This is a genomic window from Collinsella aerofaciens, assembly GCF_015561195.1.
Classification (GTDB): domain Bacteria; phylum Actinomycetota; class Coriobacteriia; order Coriobacteriales; family Coriobacteriaceae; genus Collinsella; species Collinsella aerofaciens_AC.
On sequence record NZ_JADMSU010000005.1, the window covers coordinates 1 to 23552 of the forward strand.

Here is a 23552-nt window from a genome sequence, read left to right on the forward strand (position 1 = left end):
CCCATCATCGCGGTCTATGGGGTCAACGATATGGCACCGTGGGGACACATGTATGTCAATCCTGGTCTAACAGAGCCATAAGTATTCTCTTTGATTTGTGGTTTTTTTCTTGGATTATATGGGTTGCCTATGCAATTTATAGATTTATCGTGAAATAGATAAATCCAAGCTGTTCAGAAGTACAAATCTCAGTTTGACAATTTCATATCCGTACATAAAAAGACACCGCTTAAGTTAAGGGTGTCTTTTTAGCGCTATTTTATTGTCATATCAAGGCTCAATCAATCGTGGTAAATTCGTGGTAAAATGAATGATTTTCTATACTTCAAAATACTTGAAAACATAGTATTTATGTGGATAATCTAAAAATAGATATAAAATTTCATTGAATTCCTCATGTGATCCGAGCGCAAATGTGGAGACAGAGACCACACGCTCAGAGCGCCTTCCAGCGGATCTCTATCACACGACGGTATTTCGGCAGAACTCGTCAAGCATTTGGTCAGCTTCCGGTACTTACCCGCATGATGCCCCAGTAGATAATCGGCGATGTCCACAATCCGCACGGTCTATAGCCGATACCAGGGGAGACGCAAATGGACGAAATCGTCTGCGCAAACACCGCATTCCGCTACTGGCGCTGCCCGCCACAGGTACGCGGCCTCTACCCGCGCGTTCCCAATTCCGATGACGGCTGGCGAGCTCTATCCCAAGCCCCTTTCGTAACCGAAGTCCTCAAGACCCCGATTATTACCACAACGGTGCCCGGTGGCGTTAATTACCATTCGGGATTACGGACAACAATCCACTGTGATGATGCTTCGGAGGTGGATAGCACGCTGGAAACCGCGATGAGCTTTAGGGTTACCAATCCACTTGCGACGCTATTTACCATGGCGCGCTTTGTATCTCCAACCGATCTTGTCCTTGCCATGTACGAATTCTGCGGATGGTTCTCAGTCTTTGAGCCCACCGCTGCAGCCGAAGCAGAATTACTCAAAGCCGAAGGCGCCGCACAGGAGGCCACCACCGAATCCCTCTTTGACCTCAATGAAAGCCAAGACGAACCACAATGGAAACGCGTTTATGCGCGCATAAAAGTCAAAGAACAGGTAAATACGAAGGAGGCCAACGGACAAAAGAAAACGAAGGAGGTCACAAGGCTAAAGGGCACGTCGCTCTGGATGAGGAAGCCGCTCATCGAATTACACGAGCTTCATGAGTACGCCAGTAAGATGAAAAGACGAAAGTGGGGTACAAAGTTTTACAACGCCGCGCAGCTGGTAACAGGTATAGCAGCTTCTCCGCTTGAAGTTGCAGGAATTTTATTGCTATCGCTTCCTCGCTCTCGCGGCGGTGCCGGCTTTCGAAGCGTTTACGTTAACGACCTTACGCCGCTTACCGCATCGGCGCAGAGCATTGCAGGGCAAAGAGTCTGCTACGGGGATATCGTGATCGTAAATCCAACCATAATGAAAGCAGGCATCGTGGAGATTCAGGGGGAGGTTATCCACGGATCAGGCGCCGTACTGGACCACGATGCCAAACGCATGACAGCGCTGCAAAGTATGGGGTATGACGTCTTCCTGGTTACGCACGACATGCTTAACGATGCCGAGCAGCTTGATGCGATCGTGAGAAGTCTTTGCTCGCGCTTGGAATTACGCTATAGGTGCAAAACTAAGGCGCAAAAGACGACGGAAATGGAGTTACGAGCCAACGTACTGTGCAACTGGCTGGAAATCGGTCGTTAGACGGGTGCCCTGCTCATTTCCGGGCGTCCTCGGTCGGCTGCCTGCGATGCCGCCGCCACGAAACCGGCCCATCTACTACGTTTAACCCCGACCCCTCGACCATACCCCGTATTTCGCGAAAACCGCAGGCCGTCTACCTGCGGTTTTATTCTTGCCCGAGACGCCATGGTCGGGGGATGCCGCCCAAACGTAGTAGATGGGCCGGTTTCGTGGCGGGGATCCCGGGGGCGACCGGAGTGGAGCCTGATAGGCGGGCGGCGGCAGCGCCGCCCGCCCGCGGGGCGCGCCCCGCGGGCTTACTCGGGCATCGAGGGGCCCAGACGCCCTGGACGCGCGCCCGCATCGGCCCCGCGGGCGCTGGTCTCCGCCGTCGCGACCCCGCGGGACTCCGGCGCCCGCGCACCCGGAAAGTTTTTCCAAAATTGCCCTTGCATCGCCGTCGGAGTTCCCGTATAGTACTTCTTCGCACGGGGGCGTAGCTCAGCTGGGAGAGCGCTTGACTGGCAGTCAAGAGGTCAGGGGTTCGATCCCCCTCGTCTCCACCCGAGCATTGAATGAGGCTCCAACGCAAGTTGGGGCCTTTTTTCATATAGGCACACAAGGTCAAAGGCGGCACCATGATCCTCCTGGTCGACAAGATCGAAAAAAGCTTCGGCGCGCGCGTCCTCTTTAGTGGCGCGTCCTTCCAGATCAACCCCGGCGAGCGCTTCGCGCTCGTGGGACCCAACGGCGCTGGCAAAACCACCATGCTCAAGATCATCATGGGCATCGACAGCCCAGACGCCGGCCAGGTACAGTACGCCAAGGACTGCCAGGTGGGCTACCTAGAGCAGGAAACTAATCTGGAGCACAAGGACACCACCATCCTTGCCGAGGTCATGGCCGCCGCCAAGGAAATCCGCCGCATGGGCGAGCGCGCTAACGAGCTGCAGGCCCAGATCACCGAGCTCTCCGAGCAGGGCAAGGACGTTGACGCGCTTCTCAACGAGTACGGCCAGGTCCAAGACCGCTTTGAGCACCTGGGCGGCTACGAGCTCGAGAGCAACGCGCGTAAAATCCTGTCCGGCCTAGGCTTTAAGGTCACCGACTTTGAACGCCCGTGCTCCGAGTTCTCGGGCGGCTGGCAGATGCGCATCGCGCTGGCCAAGCTCTTCCTGCGCCACCCCGACCTGCTGCTTCTGGACGAGCCCACCAACCACCTGGATCTCGAAAGCGTCCAGTGGCTGCGCGGCTTTATCGCCAACTACGACGGCGCCGTCCTCATCGTCAGCCACGACCGCGCCTTCATGGACGCTTGCGTCGACCATGTCGCCGCTCTCGAAAACCGCCGCGTGACCACCTACACCGGCAACTACAGTAGCTACCTCAAGCAGCGCGAGGACAACCTGGAGCAGATGCGCGCCAAGCGCGCCGCCCAGGAGCGCGACATCGCCCATATGCAGGTCTTCGTTGACAAGTTCCGCTACAAGCCCACCAAGGCTGCCCAAGCTCAGGAGCGCATCCGCAAGATCGAGCAGATCAAAAAGGAGCTTGTCATCCTACCCGAAGGCCACAAGCACATCGACTTTAAGTTCCCTGACCCGCCGCGCTCCGGCGACATGGTCGTGGGCCTGGAGGGCGTGTCCAAGTCCTACGGCGACAAGCACATCTACAGCGATATCGACCTCAAGCTCTACCGCGGCGAACACGTGGCACTCGTTGGCCCCAACGGCGCCGGCAAGTCCACCCTCATGAAGATCCTCGCCGGCCTGGAGCCGCCCACCACCGGCACCCGGGACCTGGGCACCAACGTGGGCGTAGCCTACTACGCCCAGCACGCGCTCGAGGGCATGACCGAGTCCAACACAGTCCTGCAAGAGATCGACACCGTTACGCCCAAGTGGACCGTGCCGCAGCAGCGCAGTCTGCTGGGCGCCTTCCTGTTTAGCGACAACGATTCCATCGAAAAGCAGGTTCGTGTCCTCTCCGGAGGCGAAAAGGCGCGCCTGGCCCTGGCAAAGATGCTCGTGGCCCCCGAGGCGCTCCTGTGCCTGGACGAGCCCACCAACCACCTGGACATCGACTCGGTGGATATGCTCGAGAACGCCCTGCAAAACTTCCCCGGCACCATCGTGCTGATCAGCCATGACGAGCACCTGGTGCGCGCCGTGGCCAACCGCATCATCGACATCCGCGACGGCAAGGTCACGGTCTACGACGGTGACTACGACTACTACCTCTACAAGCGTGAGGACCTCGCAGCCCGCGCCGCCGCCGAAGCCGCAGGGGAAAGCACACCGGCCGCGACCAAGTCCACCAAGGTCACCGCGGCCCAGCCCGATGCGCCCACCGCCGCTTCCAAGCCTGCCGAGGGCAAAAAGACCAAGGAGCAGAAGCGCGCCGAGGCTCAGGCCCGCGCAGCGCTCAACAAAAAGCTCAAGGGCGTGCGTAACCAGCTCAAGAAGATCGAGACGGAGCTCGACAAAAAGCGCGCCCGCTATGACGAGCTTATGGAATTGATGGCAAGCGAAGAGCTTTATGCCGATCAGGACAAGTTCAACGCCGCGCTGGGGGAATATAACGGCCTTAAGCAAGAGCTACCCAAGCTCGAGGACGAATGGCTGGAGCTTTCCACCCAGATCGAAGAGGAGACCGCGCGTGAACTCTCGTAAGGCCGCTGCCGTGGCGATGAGCATCATCGCCATCGCCTGTCGCATCTGCGGCATTTTTATGAGTGCGATGACCGTGCTGCTGTGCTTTAGCGGCCTCACCGCCAAGCTGCAGATCGTGGGCATTGTCGTTGAGCTTTCGCGCGCGCTGCCGAGCGCCATCGCCGGCTACGGCGTCATCACTTCTCCCTTTGGCGGCGTGTTCCGCCTGGATTACGCCATCGTCGCCGTCATCCTGTTTGCGATCGACTACCTGCTCACGCGCGCCTCGCGCCGCGTCCGCTAGGGGAGCGCTATGTCCAGCAGCTACCTCATGAACCTGCTCGCCAGCGCCGTCGCTGTCATCGTGGGCATCGTGATCCACGAGAGCGCACACGCCGCCGCGGCCTGGGCGCTCGGCGACAAGACGGCCCGTTCGCGCGGCCGCGTGTCGCTCAACCCGCTTAACCATATCGACCCGTTTGGCACCATCATCCTGCCGCTGCTCATGCTCGCGGCCGGCGGCCCGGTGTTCGCCTTCGCCAAGCCCGTGCCCGTCTACCTCAACAACCTCAAGCACCCCAAGCGCGACGAGGTCCTGGTGAGCGCGGCCGGCCCCGCGTCGAACATCGCACTCGCGTGCCTCGCTGCCGCCCTCATGCACGCAACGTACGGCAGCCTCTACACCAGCATGTCCTTTGCCCTGGCGTCACAGATCATGAACTTCGGCGCCACGTTTATCGTGGTCAACCTGTCGCTCGCGTTCTTTAACCTCATCCCGATTCCGCCGCTCGACGGCTCGTCGATCATCGTGCCGTTCCTCAAAGGCAAGGCGCTCAACAACTACTACCACCTGCAGCAATACGCCATGCCCATCCTCATCATTGTGCTGTACCTGCTGCCCATGTGGACCGGCATCGACGTGATCGGCCGCTATTTCGACGTTACCGTGTATCCGCTTGCTGAGCAGCTGCTCAACTTCGCAATCGCCGGCATCTAAGGTAAACTTACAGGTCGACCGTGCAAAACGGTCGTAATATGCACCCAAACCGCGCCGCGAAGGCGCCGTCAAAGGAGGTCGAAAATGTCGTATCGCGTGTCGACGCAGGTCTACAGCGGACCGTTCGACCTGCTGCTGCAGCTGGTAACCCGCCAAAAAGTAGATATCGGCGCCATCTCCATCAGCGAGGTTGCCGAGCAGTATCTTGCCGAGGCCGAGCGCATCGAGGCGCTGGACCTGGACGTGGCAAGCGACTTTTTGCTGGTCGCAGCAACCCTTTTGGACATCAAGGCCGCCTCTCTGGTGCCGCAGGAGGCCCCGCGTAAAATCGATGACGACGATGGAGAGTTCGACGAAGACCTCGAGGAGCTCAGCAAGCTCGACGGCGACGCCCTGCGCGAGGTCCTGATCCAGCGCCTGATCGCCTACAAGCAGTTTAAGGGCGCGGCTGCGGCCCTTGGCGCGCGTATGCAGGCCGAAAGCCGCATGCACCCGCGTGTGGCCGGCCCCGACCCCGAGTTCCTGGGGCTCATGCCCGACTACCTGGCTGGCATCACCCTGCGCGGTCTCGCCGTCATCTGTGCCGACCTGGACGGCAAGCGTCAGACCTTCCTGCTGGAAGCCGAGCACGTGGCGCCGCATCGCGTACCGCTCGACCTGACCGTGGCCTCAGTCGACCGCTTTACCATGGCGCACCAAACCTGCACCTTCCGCGAGCTGTTGGACGGCGACGCCACCACCGAGCAACTCGTCGTCACCTTCCTGGCCATGTTAGAGCTCGCAAAGCGCGGTTCGCTCACGCTGAGCCAGGACGAGATCTTTGGAACCATCTGCATCAACCGAGTCGAGGGCGCCGAGGCATACGTGCCCGGCGAGGGCCCCGAGCTCACCGAATAGGAGCGGCAACCATGTCAACCCTTTCCACGCTGGAGGCAAACAGCCTCAAAGGCGCCCTCGAGGCGCTGCTGCTGGTGTCGAGCGATCCCGTGAGCGCACCCGCGCTGGCAGGTGCGCTGGATATCGCCCCGGGCGAGTGCGCATCGCTGCTCGCCGAGCTCAAGGTTGAGTACGAGGAGGCCAACCGCGGCTTTCAGCTGCGCGAGGTTGCCGGCGGCTGGCGCCTGTTTACGCACCCCGCCTACCACGACGTGGTCGAGGCCTACGTGCTGAGCTGGGACACGCAAAAGCTGTCGCAGGCGGCGCTCGAAACCCTGGCGGTCATCGCATACCACCAGCCCGTGACGCGCGAGGTGGTCAAGGGCATCCGTGGCGTCAACTCCGACGGCGTCATCGCTTCGCTCGTGGACAAGGGCCTGGTGCGCGAGCTCGGCCGCGATCCCCAGCGCGGTCAGGCCATCATCTACGGCACGACCAATGCTTTCTTGGAGAAGTTCGGCCTGCGTTCCACCCGCGATCTGCCCGATCTGGAGCAGTTTGCCCCCGACGAGCAGTCGCGTCAGTTTATCCGCGAGCGCCTGAGCGGCCGCAGCATTCAGTCCACGCTCGAGGAGCAGGCCGATGACCTGGACGAAGAGCGCGAACTGCTCGATCCCGATGTTGAAGATGTTGAGGCAGTCGAGGACTTGGAAACCCTGGTCGTCGACGAGACCTCGGAGGATTTACATGACGAGGACTAACGAAGTAGGGGAGACGCGTGCCATGGGCAACGCAGTACCCGCAACCGACGCAGAGCCCGTCTATCCGCACACCATGCGCCTGCAGCGCTTTTTGGCGCGCGCGGGCGTGGCGAGTCGCCGCGGCTCGGAGGACCTGATGACCGCCGGCCGCGTGACCGTCAACGGCCAGGTCGCGACCGAGCTGGGCACCAAGGTCGACGTCGACCGCGACCATATCGAGGTCGACGGCATGCCCGTCAAGCTCAACCAGGGCGCCGTGTACTTGATGCTCTACAAGCCGACCGGCTACCTCACCACCATGAGCGACCCGCAGGAGCGCGCTTGCGTGGCCGAGCTGGTCCCGCGTGACCGCTTTCCGGGGCTCTTCCCGGTGGGCCGCCTGGACCGTGACACCACGGGCCTTTTGCTCTTTACCACCGACGGTGACCTGTCGCAGGATCTGCTGCACCCCAGTAAGCACGTCTACAAGACCTACCAGGCACTCGTGGACGGGCAGCTGACCGACCGCGATTTAGACCCGCTCCGCCGTGGCATCGAGCTCGACGACGGCCTGTGCCAGCCGGCGATCTGCCGCGTCATCAGCGCACGCGAGGCCGAGGCCGTAGCTCCGCAAGGCGTAAAGCCCGGCACCACCGCCGTGGAGGTCATCATCCGCGAGGGGCGCAAGAACCAGGTCAAGCGCATGCTGAGCAAGATCCACCATCCGGTGATCCGCCTGCACCGCTGCAACTTTGCCGGCCTGGAGCTCAAGGACGTGGCCAAGGGCTCGTGGCGCGAGCTCACCGACCGCGAGGTGCAGATCCTTAAAGCGGGCGGCATCCCGCCCAAGCAGGCGAGCGCCAAGCGCGGCGGCGGCAAGCCCCAAGACACACCCGCCAGCCGCACGCGTCACCACGGCAGCCACGGCTCCGCACCCAAGCGCAACACCTACCGCGAGCGCTACACGGGCTAGGCAACCCGCCGCGCCCCAACGCCCGCGAACCATACCAGCACGTCAACCATCGAAAGGAAGCATTGCATGATCGTCGCCATCGACGGCCCCGCCGGTTCCGGCAAGTCCACCATCGCCAAGGAGATTGCCCGCCAGCTGGGCTTTAACAAGCTCGACACGGGCGCCATGTATCGCGCCGTCACCTTCGCCGCGCTCGACCGCGGCATCGATCTGGACGACGAGGCGGCCATCGACGCCCTCGCCGAGCAGATCGAGATTCGCTTTACCAACGGCACCGGCGAGGATACGCGCCTGACCATTGACGGCCAGGACGCCTCGGCTGCCATCCGCACCCCGCAGGTGGACGCCAACGTGTCCAAGGTCTCGGCCTACCCGGGCGTGCGCGCCGCCATGCTCATCCATCAGCGCCGTGCCGCCGAGGACCGCAATATCGTGGCCGAGGGTCGCGACATCGGAACCGTCGTGTTCCCTAACGCGCAGGTCAAGGTCTTCCTGACCGCCGACCCGCGCGAGCGCGCCCGCCGCCGCGTGCTGCAGCGTCACCAAAACGACGCCCAGCCGCTCACGCCCGCGCAACTCGAGGCCGAAGTCGACGAGACCCTCGACGCCCTCAAGCAGCGCGACAAGCTCGACAGCAGCCGCGAGGTCGCCCCGCTCGTGCCCGCCGAGGACGCCGTGCACGTCGACTCCACCGCCCACACCATCGACGAGGTCGTCCGCATTATCGAGGGCCTCATCAACCAAAGGAGGTAGCCCATGCGCCTGTTTAAGCAGACGCCCGAGGACTATTACAACGCCCCCTACGCAGAGTTCCCAGCGCTCATCCGCGGCACCGTCGTCGTAGTCATGGCCATCCTTTGGGCCTTCTCCAAGCTCATGTGGCGTTGGAAGGTCGAGGACGCTGACCTGCTGTTTGAGCGCCAGGAAGGCCGCGGCAGCGTGGTCATCTGCAACCACACCTCGATGGCTGAGCTCTTGGCCGTGGAGACGGCGCTGTTCTTTGGGGGCCGCCGCATTCGTCCCATCTTTAAGTCCGAGTTCGCCAAGAGCAAGATTGTGCGCTGGGCCTTTAGCCGCGTTGGCGGCATTCCCGTCGAGCGCGGCACCGCCGACATGAAGTGCCTGCGCGCCGCCCAGCATGCGCTGCAGCGCGGCGAGGACGTCCTGATCTTCCCCGAGGGCACGCGCATCCGCTCGCGCGAGATCAAGCCCGAGGTCCACGGCGGTTTTGCGCTCATCGCTCAGATGGGCAAGGCGCCCGTCAACCCGCTCGCCATCTGCGGCTGGTCCGACATCACGCCCGCGGGCAAAAAGCTCATGCGTCCCAAGAAATGCTGGATTCGTGCCGGTAAGGCCGTCTCGCTTTTGGACGCGCCGGCCGGGCTTAAGCGTACGGAGCGCCTGGCCTGGTTTGAGTCCGAGGCCATGAACCGCGTCTACGCCATGCGAGACGAGCTGTGCGCCGAGCATCCGGGCAGGTTCTAGCCATGGGTGAGAACGTCATGAATACAGCTGCGGCCGCCGCTGAGGAGGTCGTCCCCACCATCGAGATCGCTGCCCACGCGGGCACCTGCTACGGCGTTCAGCGCGCGCTCGACATGGCACTGGCCGCCGCGCCGCAGGCAGGGGAGAGCGCTCAGGTCCATACCTTGGGTCCGCTCATCCATAACCCCATCGTTGTACGCGAGCTCGCTGAGGCAGGCGTTGGCTTGGCCGAAAACCTTGATAATGCCGCTTCGGGCACCGTGATCATCCGCGCTCACGGCGTGGTGCCGCAGGTGATCGATGCCGCACGCGAGCGTGGCCTCGACGTGGTCGACGCCACCTGCCCCTACGTGAAAAAGGTCCACGTAGCGGCGGAGCGCTTGGTACACGAGGGCTACAACGTGGTAGTCGTGGGCGAGCCGGGCCACCCCGAAGTCGAGGGCATTCTGGGCCACGCCGGCGATGACGCGCAGGTCGTGAGCTGTGCCGCCGACGCCGATGCTCTGTCGCTCAAGGGTAAAGTGGGCTTGGTCGTGCAGACCACCCAGACCGCGCAGAACCTCGCCGAGGTCGTGGCAGCTATCACCCCGCGCGTGCAGGAGCTGCGTGTGATCAACACCATCTGCGCCGCCACGAGTGAGCGTCAACAGGCAGCAGCCACACTTGCCAACCGCTGCGACTGCATGGTCGTGGTGGGCGGCAAGAACTCGGGCAACACCCGCCGCCTGGCGCAGATTTGCGCAGACGCCTGCGAGCGCACGTATCACATCGAGGAAGCCTCCGAGCTCCAGGCCGCGTGGTTTACCGACACTCACCACATCGGCATCACCGCCGGAGCCTCCACCCCGCAAGAGCACATCGAACGCGCCGTCACGCGCATCAAGGAGCTTTGCCGCTAACCATGGACCAGACCGTACCCGCATACGCCGCCGAAGTGGCCGATTACGGGCGCAGCCGCGACCCCGAGCCGGGTGAGGGCGCGCTCGTTAAGAACGTGCGTCCCGAGTCGCCCGCGTGGGATGTGGGTATCGAGCCGGGCATGCGCGTGCTCACGGTAAACGGTGAGGCGCTCACCGACATGATTGTGTGGCTCTGGGAGGCAGATGACGACACCGTCGACCTCGAGGTTTTCGACCCGCGCGACAACAGCGTCACCCCCGTCGAGCTCGACCGCTTCCCGGGAGAGGACTGGGGCCTTGAGTTCGATGGCCCCATCTTCGATGGCATGCGCACCTGCGTGAACGCCTGCGTGTTCTGCTTTATGACGATGCTCCCCAAGGGCGGCCGCTCAACGCTCTATATTCGCGATGACGACTACCGCCTGAGCTTTTTGCAGGGCAACTTTGTCACGCTCACGAACCTCTCCGACGAGGACGTGCAAAACGTCATCGAGCGTAACATGAGCCCCATGAACGTGTCGGTCCATGCCGTGAGCCCCGACGTCCGCCGTCATATGATGGGCCGCAACGCCCAGCGAGGCATGGACGTACTCGAGGCCATCATGGCTGCCGGCATCGAGATTCACGCACAAATCGTGTTGTGCCCCGGCATGAATGACGGCGAGGAGCTGGAAAAGACCCTGCGCTTTTGCGAGGAGCACGAGCAAATCACAAGCCTGGGCATTGTGCCGCTCGGTTTTACCAAGCACCAAAACCGTTTTAGCTGGTCCTACAGCGACAAACCCGAGCTAGCGCGCGAGACCATCGCCATGATCCGTCCCTTCCAGGATCGAGCCTTCGAGCGCTTTGGCCGCCACACCTTCCAGATGAGCGACGAGTTCTATCTGGACGCCGGCATCGATCCTCCCGAGGCGGACTTTTACGACGGTTACCCGCAGTACTACGACGGCATCGGCATGATCCGCTCGTATCTGGACGAGACCGACGACGTGCTGGCTACCGATGCCGAGCGACTGACCCGCGTCCGCGAGGCCATCGTCGCCCGTGGCCAGCACCTGCTGTGCCTCTCGGGCGCCAGCGCGCGAGACACCGTGGCACGCTTTGTGGAGTCGCCGCATGGTCTCGGCGGCACCGTCACAGCCATCAAGAACCACTACTTTGGCGGCAACGTGGACGTGACCGGCCTCATCGTCGCGTGTGACATTCTGGAGCAACTGCCCCAAGATCTGTCGGGGGTTATGCTCTTTGTGCCTAAGCTCATGTTCAACGCTGACGGCATGACGCTTGACGAGTATCATCGTGACGATTTACTCGCAAGCCTTACCAGTCGCGGCGCCGAGGTTCATGTGGTGTCGACCATGCCGCATGAGCTGCTCGATACCCTGGAGCGCATCCTTGGCACTGTGCCCGCAGACTCTAACACTTCCACTGACCCTACCCATTAAAGGAGAGCAGATGAAACCTATCGTCGCCGTCGTCGGACGCCCCAACGTGGGCAAGTCCACGCTCGTTAACCGCCTGGCCCAGACCTCGGACGCCATCGTCCACGAGTCCCGCGGCGTCACGCGCGACCGCTCGTACCACACGGCCGATTGGAACGGCCGCGAGTTCACCATCGTCGACACGGGCGGCATCGAGCCGCTCAAGAGCGACGATGTCTTTGCCACGTCCATCCGTGACCAGGCCCTCGCCGCCGCCGAGGAAGCCGCCGTCATCCTGTTTGTGGTCGACGGCCGCACCGGCGTCACCGAGGAGGACGAGTCGGTCGCCCGCATGCTCAAGCGCTGCGACAAGCCGGTCTTTCTGCTGGTGAACAAGCTCGACAACCCCGATCGCGAAAACGAAAGCATCTGGGAGTTCTATTCGCTCGGCATCGGCGAGCCCACGCCGCTCTCGGCCCTGCATGGCCACGGCACGGGCGACCTGCTCGACGACATCGTGGCCCTGTTGCCCGAGGAGGAGGACGAGGTCGCCGATGAGTTCCCCGATGCGCTGAACGTGGCCATCATCGGCCGCCCCAACGCCGGTAAGTCCTCGCTGTTCAACCGCATCCTGGGCGCCGACCGCTCTATCGTGTCCAACATTGCCGGCACGACGCGCGACGCCATCGACACCGTCGTGGAGCGCAACGGTAAGCACTACCGCATGGTCGACACCGCGGGCATTCGCAAGAAGAGCACCGTGTACGAGAACATCGAGTACTACTCAATGGTTCGCGGCCTGCGCGCCATCGACCGCGCCGACGTGGCGCTGCTCGTCGTCGACGCCTCCGTGGGCGTCACCGAGCAGGACCAGAAGGTCATGGGTCTTGCCATCGAGCGCGGCTGCGCCATCGTGGTGCTGCTCAACAAGTGGGATCTGCTCGACGACGACCGCAAGCGCGAGGCCTGCATGGAGACCATCGACCGCCGTCTGGGCGTCATGGCTCCCTGGGCCCAGTACCTGCGCATCTCGGCCCTGACCGGCCGCAGCGTCGAGAAGATCTGGGCGATGGTCGACGCAGCCGAGAAGACGCGCTCGCAAAAGATCAGCACCTCGCGCCTCAACACGTTCCTCACCGACCTGCGCGAGTTCGGCCACACCGTGGTGGACGGCAAGCGCCGCCTGCGCATGCACTACGTGACCCAGACGGGCGTCAACCCGCCGACGTTCACGTTCTTCGTCAACCACAGCGACCTGGTCAACGACACCTACCAGCGCTACGTGGAGAACCGCATGCGCTCGACCTTCGATTTTGCCGGCACGCCCATTCGACTCTTCTTTAGGAAAAAGGAGCAAAAGGATGCATAATCCGATTCTTCTGACCGCCATCTGCGCCGTGGTCTCGTTCTTTATCGGAGCGATTCCGTTTGGCCTGATCCTAGGCCGCGTGTTTAACCACACCGACATTCGCAAGGCGGGCTCCGGCAACATCGGCACCACCAACGCCCTGCGCGTAGCCGGCCCCAAGGTGGCCGCGCTCACGCTGCTGCTCGACTGCCTTAAGGGCGCCATCTGCGTCATGATCGCGCGTCCGCTCATCGCGGGCGTGGGCTATGGCTTCCCTGTGAGCATCATGGCACCTGGAGCCCCCGGCGACTGGATGCTCGGTGTCATTTGCCTGGCAGCGGTGTGGGGCCACATCTTCTCGCCCTACCTCAACTTCCATGGCGGCAAGGGTATCGCAGTTGGTCTGGGCGTCATCCTCGCCTGGTACTGGCCCATCGGACTTTCGCTGCTGGGCATGTTTATCGTGGCCGTCGCCATCACCAAGTTTGTGTCGGTGGGCTCGCTTGCCGCGGCCATCGGTCTTCCCATTGCCGTCTGCGCGGTCTTTCCGTACGGCAGCCTGGGACTTAAGTTTTGCATGGCGATGATTGGCATCACCGTGGTGTGGGCCCATCGCGCGAACATCAAAAAGCTCATGACGGGTAAGGAGTCCAAGCTCTCGTTTACCAAGCGCGTCACCGAGCCCGACGATAAGTAGGAGAGAGTCATGAATGTTGCGCTGATTGGCTCCGGCTCCTGGGGAACCGCCGTCGCCGGCCTTGCTGCTGCGCGAGCCGAGCGCGTGACCATGTGGGCCCACAGCAAGCAGACGGCCACCGGCATTAACGGCGAGCACCGCAACCCGCGCTATCTTGTGGACTATGAACTGCCGACCAACGTTTTTGCCACGACGGATCTGACCCAGGCGCTCGACGGCGCCGAGGCCATCATCTTTGCCGTTCCTTCGACGCACCTTCGCAGCGTGTGTCACCAGGCCGCGCCCTTTATCGGCGCCGATACCCCGGTGCTCTGCCTCACCAAGGGCATTGAGCCTGAGTCCGGCCTGCTCATGAGCGAGGTCATCGCCAGCGAGATCGGCAACGAGTCGCGTGTGGCGGCGCTCTCGGGCCCCAACCATGCTGAGGAAATCTGCCGCGGCGGGCTATCTGCCGCCGTCATCGCCAGCGAAGATCCGCAGATAGGAGAGACCTTTAAGGACCTGCTCCTGTCCACGGCCTTCCGCATCTATTTATCGCAGGACATGACCGGTGTTGAGGTTTGCGGCGCCATGAAAAACGTCATCGCCATCGTGTGCGGCATCTCCGCCGGTAGCGGTGCGGGCGACAACACGCTCGCCCTCATCATGACGCGCGGCCTGGCCGAGATCAGCCGACTGGTGCACGCCCGAGGCGGTCAAGCTATGACCTGCATGGGACTTGCCGGCATGGGCGACCTTATCGCCACCTGTACCTCCGAGCATTCGCGAAACCGCACCTTTGGCTACGAGTTTGCCCACGGCGTTTCGCTCGACGAGTATCAGACGCGCACGCATATGGTGGTCGAGGGCGCCGTCGCCGCCCGCAGCGTCAGCGAGCTTGCCCGTTCACTGGGCGTAGACATTCCGCTCACCTTTGCCGTGGAGCAAACGCTCTACAACGGTGTTACTTTGGATAGGGCGCTCGAGATTCTTACCGATCGCGTCCCCTCTCAAGAGTTCTACGGACTCACCGACTAGCGCAGAAAGGCTTCTACCATGGGTTCCATTAAAATCGCTCCGTCCGTCCTTTCGGCCGATATGGCCAACCTCAAGGGAGAGCTCGACAAGATCGCCGGCGCCGACTACGTGCACTTCGACGTCATGGACGGCCACTTTACCGGCAACCTCACCTTTGGCGTTGACATCCTCAAGGCCGTCAAGCGCTCCACCAACGTGCCGGTCGATGCGCACCTGATGGTGTCGAACCCCGACGAGACGGTCGATTGGTACGCCGACGCCGGTGCCGATATGATCACGGTCCACTACGAGGCCTCCACGCACCTGCACCGCACGCTCACCCATCTACAGCAGCGCGGCGTCAAGGCCGGCGTGGTGCTCAACCCCGCCACCCCCGTGTGCGTGCTCGAGAGCATCATTGATGTCGTCGACATGGTGCTGCTCATGAGCGTGAACCCCGGCTTTGGCGGCCAGAGCTTTATTCCCGGTACCATCGCAAAGCTCCATGAGCTCAAGGCCATGTGCGAGCGTCACGGCGTTTCACCCCTCATCGAGGTCGACGGCGGTATTTCTTCCAAAAACATTGCCGAGGTCGTCAAGGCCGGTGCCAACGTGCTCGTAGCCGGCTCCGCCGTATTTAAGTCCGAAGATCCCGCCGCCGAGGTTGCGCTGCTGCAGAAGCTGGGCAACGAGGCCGCACAGGAGGCATAAACCCTTATGACCCCAGGTCAAAACCGCATACCCGTGAATCTTGACTATGCCGCCTCGACGCCCATGCGCGCCGAGGCGCTCCTTGCGCAGCGCGAATATGACGACAGCGAGCTTGCAGGCGTCAACCCCAACTCGCTGCACTCGCTCGGCCGCAAGGCCGCCGCGCGCCTGGAGGTTGCCCGTCGCGAGATCGCCCATAGCTTTGGCGCACGCGTCCGCCCGTCCGAGATTGTTCTGACCAACGGCGGCACCGAAGCCAACCAGCTGGCGCTGCTCGGTCTTGCCGAGGGTGCTCGTCAGCGCGATCGCAAGCGTAACCGCGTGATCGTATCTGCCATCGAGCACGATTCGATTCTGGACAACCTGCCGCTGCTGCGTGCCGTCGGCTTTACCGTCGACCTGGTGCAGCCCTGCCGCGCGGGCTACATTGAGCCTGTCGCGCTTGTCGAGCTACTAGGCGACGACGTGGCGCTCGCGAGCATCATGGTTGCCAACAACGAGACCGGCGTGGTGCAGCCCATCCGCGAGCTGGCCGCCGCCGCACATGCTGCCGGCGCCTTGTTTCATACCGATGCCATCCAGGGGTATCTGCACATTCCGCTCGATGTCACCGAGCTGGGCGTCGATGCTATGTCCGTCGCCGCCCATAAAATTGGCGGTCCTGTGGCATCCGGCGCGCTTTACGTTAAAACCCGCACGCCACTGCGCCCCCGCATTTTTGGCGGTGGACAGGAAGCCGGACGTCGCGCGGGCACGCAGGACCTGCGTACACAGCTGGCTTTTGCCGCTGCCGCCCGCACGCTGGCGCCCCATGTGGCCCAGGAGCGCACAACGCTGCAGGCCTTATCCGATAAGCTCTACGCCACGCTTACGGCCCATCCTCGCATTCACGCCACGATGGGCGACTACGCGCAGGCCGATCGTCTGCCGGGTATGGTTTCGATCTACATTGACGGCATGGACTCCGAGGAGCTCATCATCAAGCTCGACGCCGCCGGCTTTGAGGTATCGGCAGGCTCGGCATGCTCGAGCGGTAGCATGGACCCCAGCCACGTTTTGAGCGCGATGGGCATCGGTCGCGAGCAGGCATTGGGAGCACTGCGCATTTCCTTTGATGACCGCGTGAATCCGAGCGATCTGGACGAGTTCGCCCAAACGCTGCTCTCGATCGTGGGTGCCGCATGATCGTCGCCGAGCTTGAGCGCGCGCTGCTGGCACGCTATCCCAAGGCGGACGCCGAGGGCTGGGATCACGTAGGACTCTCCGTTGGCGATCCGGCCGCAGAGATCACCGGCGTTGCCTGCGCACTCGATGCGACCGAGGCTAATGTTCGCCGCGCCCAAGAAGCAAGCGCCAACGTGCTGCTGACGCATCATCCCATATACATCAAGGCACCCGAGGCCTTTTGTCCGGCGGATGCCACACGACCCCAGTGCAGTGCGGCCCTCTACGAGGCTGCCCGCTGCGGGGTGAGCATTATCTCGCTCCACACCAACCTGGACTGCTCGCACGAAGCCCGTGTCTGCCTGAGCAAGCTGCTGGGTGCCGCACCCGTGAGCTCACTGGAGCACGTGGACGACCCCGAGGCCACCGGCCTGGGCGCACTTGCAACGCTCAACGACCCGTGCACGCTGCGCGATCTTGCCACCCGTGCTGCCACGACCTTTGGCAGCGACCCGCGTGTGTGGGGCGAGGTCGATCACCCGTGTCGGACCGTCGCCATTTTGGGCGGCTCCCTGGGCGACTTCGGAGAGCTCGCCATCACTGCAGGCGCTGATGTTGTCGTGACGGGCGAGGCGGGGTACCACGTGGCGCAGGACCTTGCCTTGCGTGGCCTGGGCGTGATCCTACTCGGCCACGACCGCTCCGAAGAGCCGTTCGTGGATATCTTGATGAACTCTGCAGTTGACGCCGGGGTCGACCCCCGTCATACGATTAAAATACTGAACCCTTGCCAATGGTGGACTGTGACAAAAGGAGAGAACTTATGAGCGCCGGCGCTACGCTACTCAAGCTGCAACAGATCGATTTGGAGCTCGCCCGCAACAAGAGCGAACTTGCCAATATGCCGGAGCTCAAGGAGCTCGCTTCCAAGCGCAAGACCTATGTGAAGCTCAAGGCCGAGATGACCAAGCTCTACGCCCAGCGCAAGGATCTGGACATTGAGCTCGACGATCTCAACACCACCGAGATCCAGACCAATAACGCCATCGAGGCCGCTAAGAAGCGCCACGTTGACGGCTCTGACTACCGCGAGGTACAGGACCTGGAAAACGAGCTCGCCACCCTGGCCAAGCGCCTGGACAAGATCGAGCACACCCGCAAGGACGTCGTAGTCGCCCACAAGGAGGCGCTCGACCGCGAGGCTCGCGCACAGGCAATCATCGCCAAGTTCGAGGAGGGCGTGAAGGCCGACACCAAGGCCGCCCGCGCCAAGGCAGCCGACCTGCAGGCTCAGATTGACACCGCCACGAAGGAGCGCACCGCGCTTGCTGCCACGCTGCCGGCCGACGTGCTCACCGACTACGAGCGTCTGCTCAAGCAGTTCCGCGGCCTGGCCGTCGAGACCATCCAGGGCAACATCCCCACGGTCTGCCACACCGCGCTGCAGGCATCGTCCATGAGCGACCTCAATCACGACGGTAGCGAGATTACGCACTGCCCGTACTGCCACCGCCTCCTAGTACTCCCGAGCAAGGAAGCCTAGCGATGACGGCGGCATCCAACAATTCAATGCAACTTGAGGGAAAAACGATCCTGCTGGGCATTACCGGCGGGATCGCCGCCTATAAGTCGTGCAATATCGTACGCCTGCTGCAAAAGCGCGGCGCGCGCGTCAAGGCCGTTATGAGCGAGCATGCCACCGAGTTTGTGGGCCCGCTCACCTTCCGTGCGCTCACCAACGAGCCAGTTGCCGTGGGCCTATTCGACGACCCTTCTGACCCCATCCACCACATTTCGCTGGCGCAGGAGCCCGATCTGGTGGTCGTGGCGCCCGCGACGGCCAATATCATCGCCAAGATGGCCAATGGCATCGCCGATGACCTCATCTCCACCACGCTGCTGGCAACGCCGCGACCCATCGTAATCGCACCCGCTATGAACAACGGCATGTGGAAGGCGCCGGCGACGCAGGCCAACATGGCCACGCTGCGCGAGCACGGTGTTCATGTGGTGGGACCCGGCAGCGGCTACCTTGCCTGCGGCGACGTGAACACGGGGCGCATGAGCGAGCCCGAGGACATCGTCGAGGCTGTCTGTGAGGTGCTCAACCCTGTGCCGCAAGACCTGACGGGCAAGCGCATCGTCATCACCGCCGGCCCCACGCACGAGCCGATCGACCCGGTGCGATTCATCGGTAACCGGTCGTCGGGCAAGATGGGCATCGCCCTGGCGGGGAAGGCAGCTCGCCGCGGTGCTGCAGTCACGCTCGTGTTGGGCCCGACATCGCTCGACGTTCCCCGCGGTGTGGAGTGCGTGCGCGTACAGACCGCCGCTGAAATGCTCAAGGCAGCGCTGAGCGCCTTCCAGACGGCCGACGCGGCCATTTGCGCCGCCGCCGTCGCCGACTACACGCCGGCGGCCCCGGCGGACCATAAGCTCAAAAAGGCCAACGAGCGCCTAGATCGAATCGAGCTCGTCGAGACCGTTGACATCTTGGCCGAACTCTCACGCCAAAAGGGTGATCGCCTCGTAATCGGCTTTGCTGCCGAGACCGATAGCGTCGTTGAGTACGCCGAGCGCAAATTGGCACGCAAAGGCTGCAATGCCATTATCGCCAACGATGTCTCACGCGCCGATTCGGGCTTCGGAACCGACACGAACAAGGCTTGGATTGTGAGCAAAACGGGCACACAAGAACTTCCCGTGCTAACAAAACCCCAGCTCGCAGATACAATTTTGGACTTGCTTCAAAATTTGTAAAAAAGTTCTTGCACAAGGCTAAAGTTTCGGGTTAATATACTCCCTGTTGCGAGCGAGAGCAGAGCAACAAACAAAAGCTTCGGGACGTGGCGCAGCTTGGTAGCGCACTTGACTGGGGGTCAAGGGGTCGCTGGTTCGAATCCAGTCGTCCCGACCAGAAGTTTGCAGGTCAGGCACCTAGTGCCTGACCTTTTTTGTTTTAAGCAATTGCTTAATTTTGATTAAGCAACAGGGTGTCAAAAATCTACCTACGCGATAGTCGCCTTTTGCGGTTACTTGCGCGTTTTGCACACACTTGAGCCGATTTATTAACGCGATATGAATCTACATACGCGTAGCTGGTATACAGCCGAGTACGGGCTGAATTTATCACGGCGATTTACACAGATATAGCGACTGTAACGCACAAGCGTGTCGCTGTATTTATTCCAGCAGTTCACTTGATCTGTGGACAAGTGAGCGGTTACAACAAAACGCCAACCAGGATGGACTCCATACGAGGACGCCGCAGGGGTAATGGCGGGGGAGTGCGGCAGGAGCTCTGAGGGCCGCTGCGTGACCCCATGTCTCCTTAACTCGATAATATGTGTATCAAGCCACGAATCGGTCGAGCAATTGCCAAAAGAAAGGCCCATGCAGGATTGCACGGGCCTTACATCAGATCAAATTTGAGCTAGAAGCACCAAGCGGGGCAGACGCAACACCATCCCGTCGCGGCCTCGGCGAGCGACATATCGCAGTCGAGGTAGACATCAAGGAAATCGTCAGATCCCGCACAGGGGGACCGCGATGGTGGCCACCGCGCCGCCCGATGGGCCGTTGGCGAGCGAGACGGAGCCCCCGTGGGCGCTCGCGGCCTCGGAGGCGACGTGGAGGCCGAGCCCGTAGTGGCGGCCTCCGTCACGCGAGGAGCGGGAGGAGTCGTCTGTGAAGAGGCGCTCGCAGCCGCGTTCGAGGGCGGCGGGAGAAAAGCCCGGTCCGTCGTCGGCAACCTCGATGACGAGGTACCCGCCCGCGACGTCGCAGGAGACAGCCACGCGCGAGCGTGCGTGCTCGGCGGCGTTGGCCACGAGGTTCGCGGCGGCTCGCGCCAGGGCGGTTCGGTCGAGCGGGGCCTCGGGCGCGCCCGCGACAGCGGGGCCCGTGGCCGCGTCGAGCGTCACGCCTCGCGCCCGGGCGATCTGGGCGGCCTCGGCGAGGATCTGCTCGCAGAGCTCGGCCGGCCGCATGGGGGCCCTCTCCGCCCCGCCGGACCCGCGCGAGGCCTCGATGAGCAGGCACACGTAGCCGTCGAGCCTTTCGACACTGCCGGCTATGTCGCGCGCGGCGGCCGCGAGGTCGGCGTCTTTCTCGTCTTCCAGCTCCTCCGCCACGAAGTCGGCGTTGGCGCGCAGCACGGTGAGCGGCGTCTTGAGGTCGTGGGCGAGCGACGCCATCTGCTCGCGCTGCCCCCGCTCCGCGGCCCAGCGGGCCTCGAGCGACTCGGCGAGGGAGGCCCGCATGGCGTCCATCGCGGCGAGGACGTCGTTCACCTCGCGCACGTTGGTGCTGCCGACCGCGAAGTCGAGCTCCCCCGCGCCGACGCGCCCCGCCGCCTCCGCGAGCGGCGCCATCTTGCGCGAGATCACGCGGCTCGCGCGGCGCGCCACGAGCGCGAGCGCGAGCGCGCTTCCCGCAGCGGCGCCGACGAGCATGAGATTCTGCGGGTTGGGAAGCAGGCCGGCGAGGTCGCGCGAGACCCACTGCGGCAGGTACTCGCTAACGAGCGCGCAGGCCCCGCCGCCCTTGAGCGGAAACGCGGCGTAGGTGAGGCCCGAGCCCCCGCCCTCGATCTCCACTGTGCCCGGATCCGCAGCGAGTGCCGTACGGGCCATTTCTGTCGCGTCCTCGAGCCGCGTGCTCTCGAGGTCTGTCATCAGCACGTATCCGTCCTTATTCAGGATGAGGTAGCGGTACGCCGTCGGCACGTCCTGCTGTCCGCAGACGCCGTCGCGTGCCAGGCCCTCCGCGACCTCGCGCGCATTGGCCGGCCCCCAGCTTGCCTCGTAGACGAAGCCCGCGCTGATCGCTGCGGAGAGCGCCATGAACGAGGCGAGCCACGCCGTGGCGACCGCCGCGAACGCGTAGGCGAAGTAGCGCGCGATGACGAAGGAGAGCGGCATGCCCCCGCGACCTCGCGCCCCGGTCTTTAGAGCTGCCACTTGTACCCCATCCCCCAGACGGTCGCGATCGGATCGGCGCCGGCCTCGGAGAGTTTCCTCCGGGCGCGGCTGACCTGCATGGATATGGCCGCGTCGTCGGCGTCGCTCTCCCAGCCGAGCACCGCCTCGCGTATCTGCGCGCGGCTCATGACCTGCCCGGGGTGGCGCGCGAGGTACTCGCAGATGGCGTACTCGGTGGGCGTGAGCGGCACGGCCTCGCCGCCCACGGCGAGGCCGCGCGCCCCGAGGTCGATCCGCATCTCTCCGAAGGAAAGGGCGTGCGAGCGCGGCCGGCGCTCACGGCGTAGATGGGCCGCGACCTTGGCGCGCAGCTCCGCGGCCCCGAAGGGCTTGCGGACGTAGTCGTCGGCGCCCAGGCCGTAGGCGGCCACGGCATCCTCCTCGGCCACGCGAGCGGTCAGGAAGACGATGGGCCCGTCGAAGTCCGGGCGGATCTGCCGCACGAGCTCGAAGCCGTCGAGCCCCGGCATCATGACGTCGCAGAGCACGAGGTCGAAGCGCGAGAGGTCCATCCCCGGGACCGCCGTCGGGTCCGCCGCCCTGACGACCTCATGGCCGTCGCGGCCGAGGACGCGCGCGAGCGCGTCGAGGATCGCCCGTTCATCATCTACTGCCAGTATCCTCGCCATGTTCGACCTCCTGAAACTTCCGTCGGAATTGTACTAGCGCCGCGCTCAGCGGTCCAGAGCCCTGCGCGCAGCCGCGGGTGCCTGGGCCGCGTCGCACGCGCGGTAGCGCACGCCCGAGTCGCCGCGCGCCTCGATCTCGAGCCAGCCCTCGCCGTCCGACTCCCGCCCGAAGAAGATGAGCTGGAGCTCTCGGACATTGCCTCTGTCGTCCGCCGCGTCCACCAGGTAGACGTAGTTTGCCCCCGCCCCGGTGGCGTCGGCGTAGAAGCTCGCGTGACTGCCGGACTCGGGCGCGGGCGCCCACATTGCGATCTCAGGGTTGGGCAGCACGCGGTCGGCGATCGAGCGTAGCGCCGACCCCCAGCCGGCGTCGAGCAGGGCATTCCCGCCCAGAAGGAGCGCTGCGGAGAGGAGGGCGAGCATGGCGGCGAACGGCCTCCTACGCATCTGCCCTCCCGTCCTCGAAGCGGCAGAACCAGGCGAGAAGGACGGCGTCGGCTGCCAGGGTGAGCACGAGGCCAGCGAGCGCAGTCGTGAGGAGTGGGCCCGCCGCGCGTGCGGCGTCGATGAAGGCCTCCACCCCGAGCGACCCCAGGCGCGCGGGCCAGGTGAGCGGCACCCAGCTCAGGGGCGTCGCCAGGGCACCGGTGAGCTCGCCGGTCATGAGACCGTGCGCAAGTCCGCCCACCGAGAAGAACGCGAGGAGCATCCCCGCCGCGCCGGCGCCGATGACGGCGTTGCGGCCGAGGCGCAGGGCCACGCCGAGCCCCAGCGCGTAGAGGGGCAGGCTGCCCAGCACGATGCCCGCGCAGGCGGCCGCAAGCGGAGCGGGCCCGAGCGGCAGGCGCCCGGCGACGGCGAGCACGGTCCCGAACACGCCGAGCGCCACGGCCAGCGCGCCCGCGCCGAGCGCCGCAAGGGCGAGCAGCTTCGCCGCAACGGCGCGCCCGCGCGAGGGGACCGCCGTGAGGTTGGCGAGGCGCCCGGCAGCGCGCTCCTCGTCCACGGCGAGCCCGCAGACGATGGCGGACATGAGCGGCATGAGGGCGCCGAGGAACTGGGCGTAGGCGTCCGCGCCCAGCGCCGGGTCCCATCGGGTTACGGAGAAGTACTCGCCGCAGGCAAGACCGGCTGCCAGGCCGCAGGCGAGGTGCACCGCCGAGAGCGGGGAGCGCGCCAGGCGCAGGGCCTCGGAGAGCAGGGCCCGCGGGAGAGTCATGCGCGGCGTCGGGTCGGAGAGTCGTGACATG

Annotated in this window: 23 protein-coding genes and 2 tRNA genes; 21 read left to right on the forward strand and 4 right to left on the reverse strand. The window is 63.6% G+C overall.

The features are described 5' to 3' along the window. Nucleotides 1-596 precede the first annotated feature (596 nt). The 21 genes from I2H81_RS05850 to I2H81_RS05950 all read left to right on the forward strand — a co-directional run bounded on the left by I2H81_RS05850 (nucleotide 597) and on the right by I2H81_RS05950 (nucleotide 19608). Nucleotides 597-1754: a hypothetical protein gene (locus I2H81_RS05850; protein ID WP_195644901.1), complete on the forward strand. Its 1158-nt coding sequence runs from the start codon at nucleotides 597-599 to the stop codon at nucleotides 1752-1754. Between the two features lie 469 nt (nucleotides 1755-2223). Continuing rightward, a tRNA-Ala gene (locus tag I2H81_RS05855) sits at nucleotides 2224-2296 on the forward strand. 75 nt (nucleotides 2297-2371) lie between these two features. Continuing rightward, nucleotides 2372-4405: an ABC-F family ATP-binding cassette domain-containing protein gene (locus I2H81_RS05860; RefSeq protein WP_195644902.1), complete on the forward strand. Its 2034-nt coding sequence runs from the start codon at nucleotides 2372-2374 to the stop codon at nucleotides 4403-4405. After that, the gene (locus I2H81_RS05865) at nucleotides 4392-4688 is read left to right on the forward strand and encodes a hypothetical protein (RefSeq protein ID WP_271817516.1); all 297 of its coding nucleotides are present in this window, start codon (nucleotides 4392-4394) and stop codon (nucleotides 4686-4688) included. Before I2H81_RS05860 ends, I2H81_RS05865 begins: the two co-directional genes overlap by 14 nt. Nucleotides 4689-4697: 9 nt before the next feature. Then, nucleotides 4698-5381, forward strand: coding sequence for a site-2 protease family protein (locus I2H81_RS05870; RefSeq protein ID WP_195644903.1), 684 nt, complete (start codon nucleotides 4698-4700; stop codon nucleotides 5379-5381). An 84-nt stretch (nucleotides 5382-5465) separates the two neighbouring features. Next, nucleotides 5466-6278 (forward strand): segregation and condensation protein A, encoded by an 813-nt coding sequence (locus I2H81_RS05875; RefSeq protein WP_195644904.1) that lies wholly within the window; start codon nucleotides 5466-5468, stop codon nucleotides 6276-6278. 11 nt (nucleotides 6279-6289) lie between these two features. Further along, a complete protein-coding gene (scpB, locus tag I2H81_RS05880; protein ID WP_195644905.1) occupies nucleotides 6290-7018 on the forward strand; it encodes an SMC-Scp complex subunit ScpB in 729 nt (242 codons plus the stop codon). Between the two features lie 22 nt (nucleotides 7019-7040). Next, nucleotides 7041-7970, forward strand: coding sequence for a pseudouridine synthase (locus I2H81_RS05885; protein WP_195644906.1), 930 nt, complete (start codon nucleotides 7041-7043; stop codon nucleotides 7968-7970). 66 nt (nucleotides 7971-8036) lie between these two features. Continuing rightward, a complete protein-coding gene (gene cmk / locus I2H81_RS05890) occupies nucleotides 8037-8723 on the forward strand; it encodes a (d)CMP kinase (RefSeq protein WP_195644907.1) in 687 nt (228 codons plus the stop codon). Between the two features lie 3 nt (nucleotides 8724-8726). Beyond that, on the forward strand, nucleotides 8727-9455 hold the full coding sequence (locus I2H81_RS05895; RefSeq protein WP_195644908.1) for a lysophospholipid acyltransferase family protein: 729 nt from the start codon (nucleotides 8727-8729) through the stop codon (nucleotides 9453-9455). Nucleotides 9456-9457: 2 nt separating this feature from the next. Beyond that, nucleotides 9458-10354, forward strand: a complete 897-nt coding sequence (locus I2H81_RS05900; RefSeq protein ID WP_195644909.1) for a 4-hydroxy-3-methylbut-2-enyl diphosphate reductase — start codon at nucleotides 9458-9460, stop codon at nucleotides 10352-10354. 2 nt (nucleotides 10355-10356) lie between these two features. Further along, nucleotides 10357-11799, forward strand: a complete 1443-nt coding sequence (locus I2H81_RS05905; RefSeq protein WP_195644910.1) for a DUF512 domain-containing protein — start codon at nucleotides 10357-10359, stop codon at nucleotides 11797-11799. Between the two features lie 10 nt (nucleotides 11800-11809). Further along, nucleotides 11810-13144 (forward strand): ribosome biogenesis GTPase Der, encoded by a 1335-nt coding sequence (der, locus tag I2H81_RS05910; RefSeq protein WP_195644911.1) that lies wholly within the window; start codon nucleotides 11810-11812, stop codon nucleotides 13142-13144. Next, nucleotides 13137-13820, forward strand: a complete 684-nt coding sequence (gene plsY / locus I2H81_RS05915; protein WP_148331432.1) for a glycerol-3-phosphate 1-O-acyltransferase PlsY — start codon at nucleotides 13137-13139, stop codon at nucleotides 13818-13820. Before der ends, plsY begins: the two co-directional genes overlap by 8 nt. 9 nt (nucleotides 13821-13829) lie before the next feature. Then, a complete protein-coding gene (locus tag I2H81_RS05920) occupies nucleotides 13830-14837 on the forward strand; it encodes an NAD(P)H-dependent glycerol-3-phosphate dehydrogenase (RefSeq protein ID WP_195644912.1) in 1008 nt (335 codons plus the stop codon). A gap of 18 nt (nucleotides 14838-14855) precedes the next feature. After that, complete coding sequence (gene rpe / locus I2H81_RS05925; protein ID WP_099431763.1) at nucleotides 14856-15527, forward strand: ribulose-phosphate 3-epimerase; 672 nt, start codon at nucleotides 14856-14858, stop codon at nucleotides 15525-15527. Nucleotides 15528-15533: 6 nt separating this feature from the next. Then, nucleotides 15534-16712 carry a cysteine desulfurase family protein gene (locus I2H81_RS05930; RefSeq protein ID WP_195644913.1) on the forward strand — a complete coding sequence of 393 codons (1179 nt, stop codon included), beginning with the start codon at nucleotides 15534-15536 and terminating at the stop codon, nucleotides 16710-16712. Then, the gene (locus I2H81_RS05935; protein ID WP_195644914.1) at nucleotides 16709-17518 is read left to right on the forward strand and encodes a Nif3-like dinuclear metal center hexameric protein; all 810 of its coding nucleotides are present in this window, start codon (nucleotides 16709-16711) and stop codon (nucleotides 17516-17518) included. The genes I2H81_RS05930 and I2H81_RS05935 overlap by 4 nt, the downstream gene beginning before the upstream one ends. Next, on the forward strand, nucleotides 17515-18234 hold the full coding sequence (locus I2H81_RS05940) for a zinc ribbon domain-containing protein (RefSeq protein WP_195644915.1): 720 nt from the start codon (nucleotides 17515-17517) through the stop codon (nucleotides 18232-18234). The genes I2H81_RS05935 and I2H81_RS05940 overlap by 4 nt, the downstream gene beginning before the upstream one ends. 2 nt (nucleotides 18235-18236) lie before the next feature. Beyond that, the gene (gene coaBC / locus I2H81_RS05945) at nucleotides 18237-19451 is read left to right on the forward strand and encodes a bifunctional phosphopantothenoylcysteine decarboxylase/phosphopantothenate--cysteine ligase CoaBC (RefSeq protein WP_229108098.1); all 1215 of its coding nucleotides are present in this window, start codon (nucleotides 18237-18239) and stop codon (nucleotides 19449-19451) included. An 80-nt stretch (nucleotides 19452-19531) separates the two neighbouring features. Then, a tRNA-Pro gene (locus I2H81_RS05950) sits at nucleotides 19532-19608 on the forward strand. 607 nt (nucleotides 19609-20215) lie between these two features. Here I2H81_RS05950 and I2H81_RS05955 read toward each other — a convergent pair. The 4 genes from I2H81_RS05955 to I2H81_RS05970 are packed head-to-tail and all read right to left on the reverse strand — an operon-like array spanning nucleotide 20216 to nucleotide 23551. Further along, nucleotides 20216-21613, reverse strand: coding sequence for a sensor histidine kinase (locus I2H81_RS05955; protein ID WP_195644916.1), 1398 nt, complete (start codon nucleotides 21611-21613; stop codon nucleotides 20216-20218). A gap of 26 nt (nucleotides 21614-21639) precedes the next feature. Beyond that, nucleotides 21640-22302: a response regulator transcription factor gene (locus tag I2H81_RS05960; RefSeq protein ID WP_195644917.1), complete on the reverse strand. Its 663-nt coding sequence runs from the start codon at nucleotides 22300-22302 to the stop codon at nucleotides 21640-21642. Between the two features lie 45 nt (nucleotides 22303-22347). Further along, nucleotides 22348-22725, reverse strand: a complete 378-nt coding sequence (locus tag I2H81_RS05965; RefSeq protein WP_195644918.1) for a hypothetical protein — start codon at nucleotides 22723-22725, stop codon at nucleotides 22348-22350. A gap of 16 nt (nucleotides 22726-22741) precedes the next feature. Further along, a complete protein-coding gene (locus tag I2H81_RS05970; RefSeq protein ID WP_229108099.1) occupies nucleotides 22742-23551 on the reverse strand; it encodes an ABC-2 family transporter permease in 810 nt (269 codons plus the stop codon). Between the last annotated feature and the right edge of the window lies 1 nt (nucleotide 23552).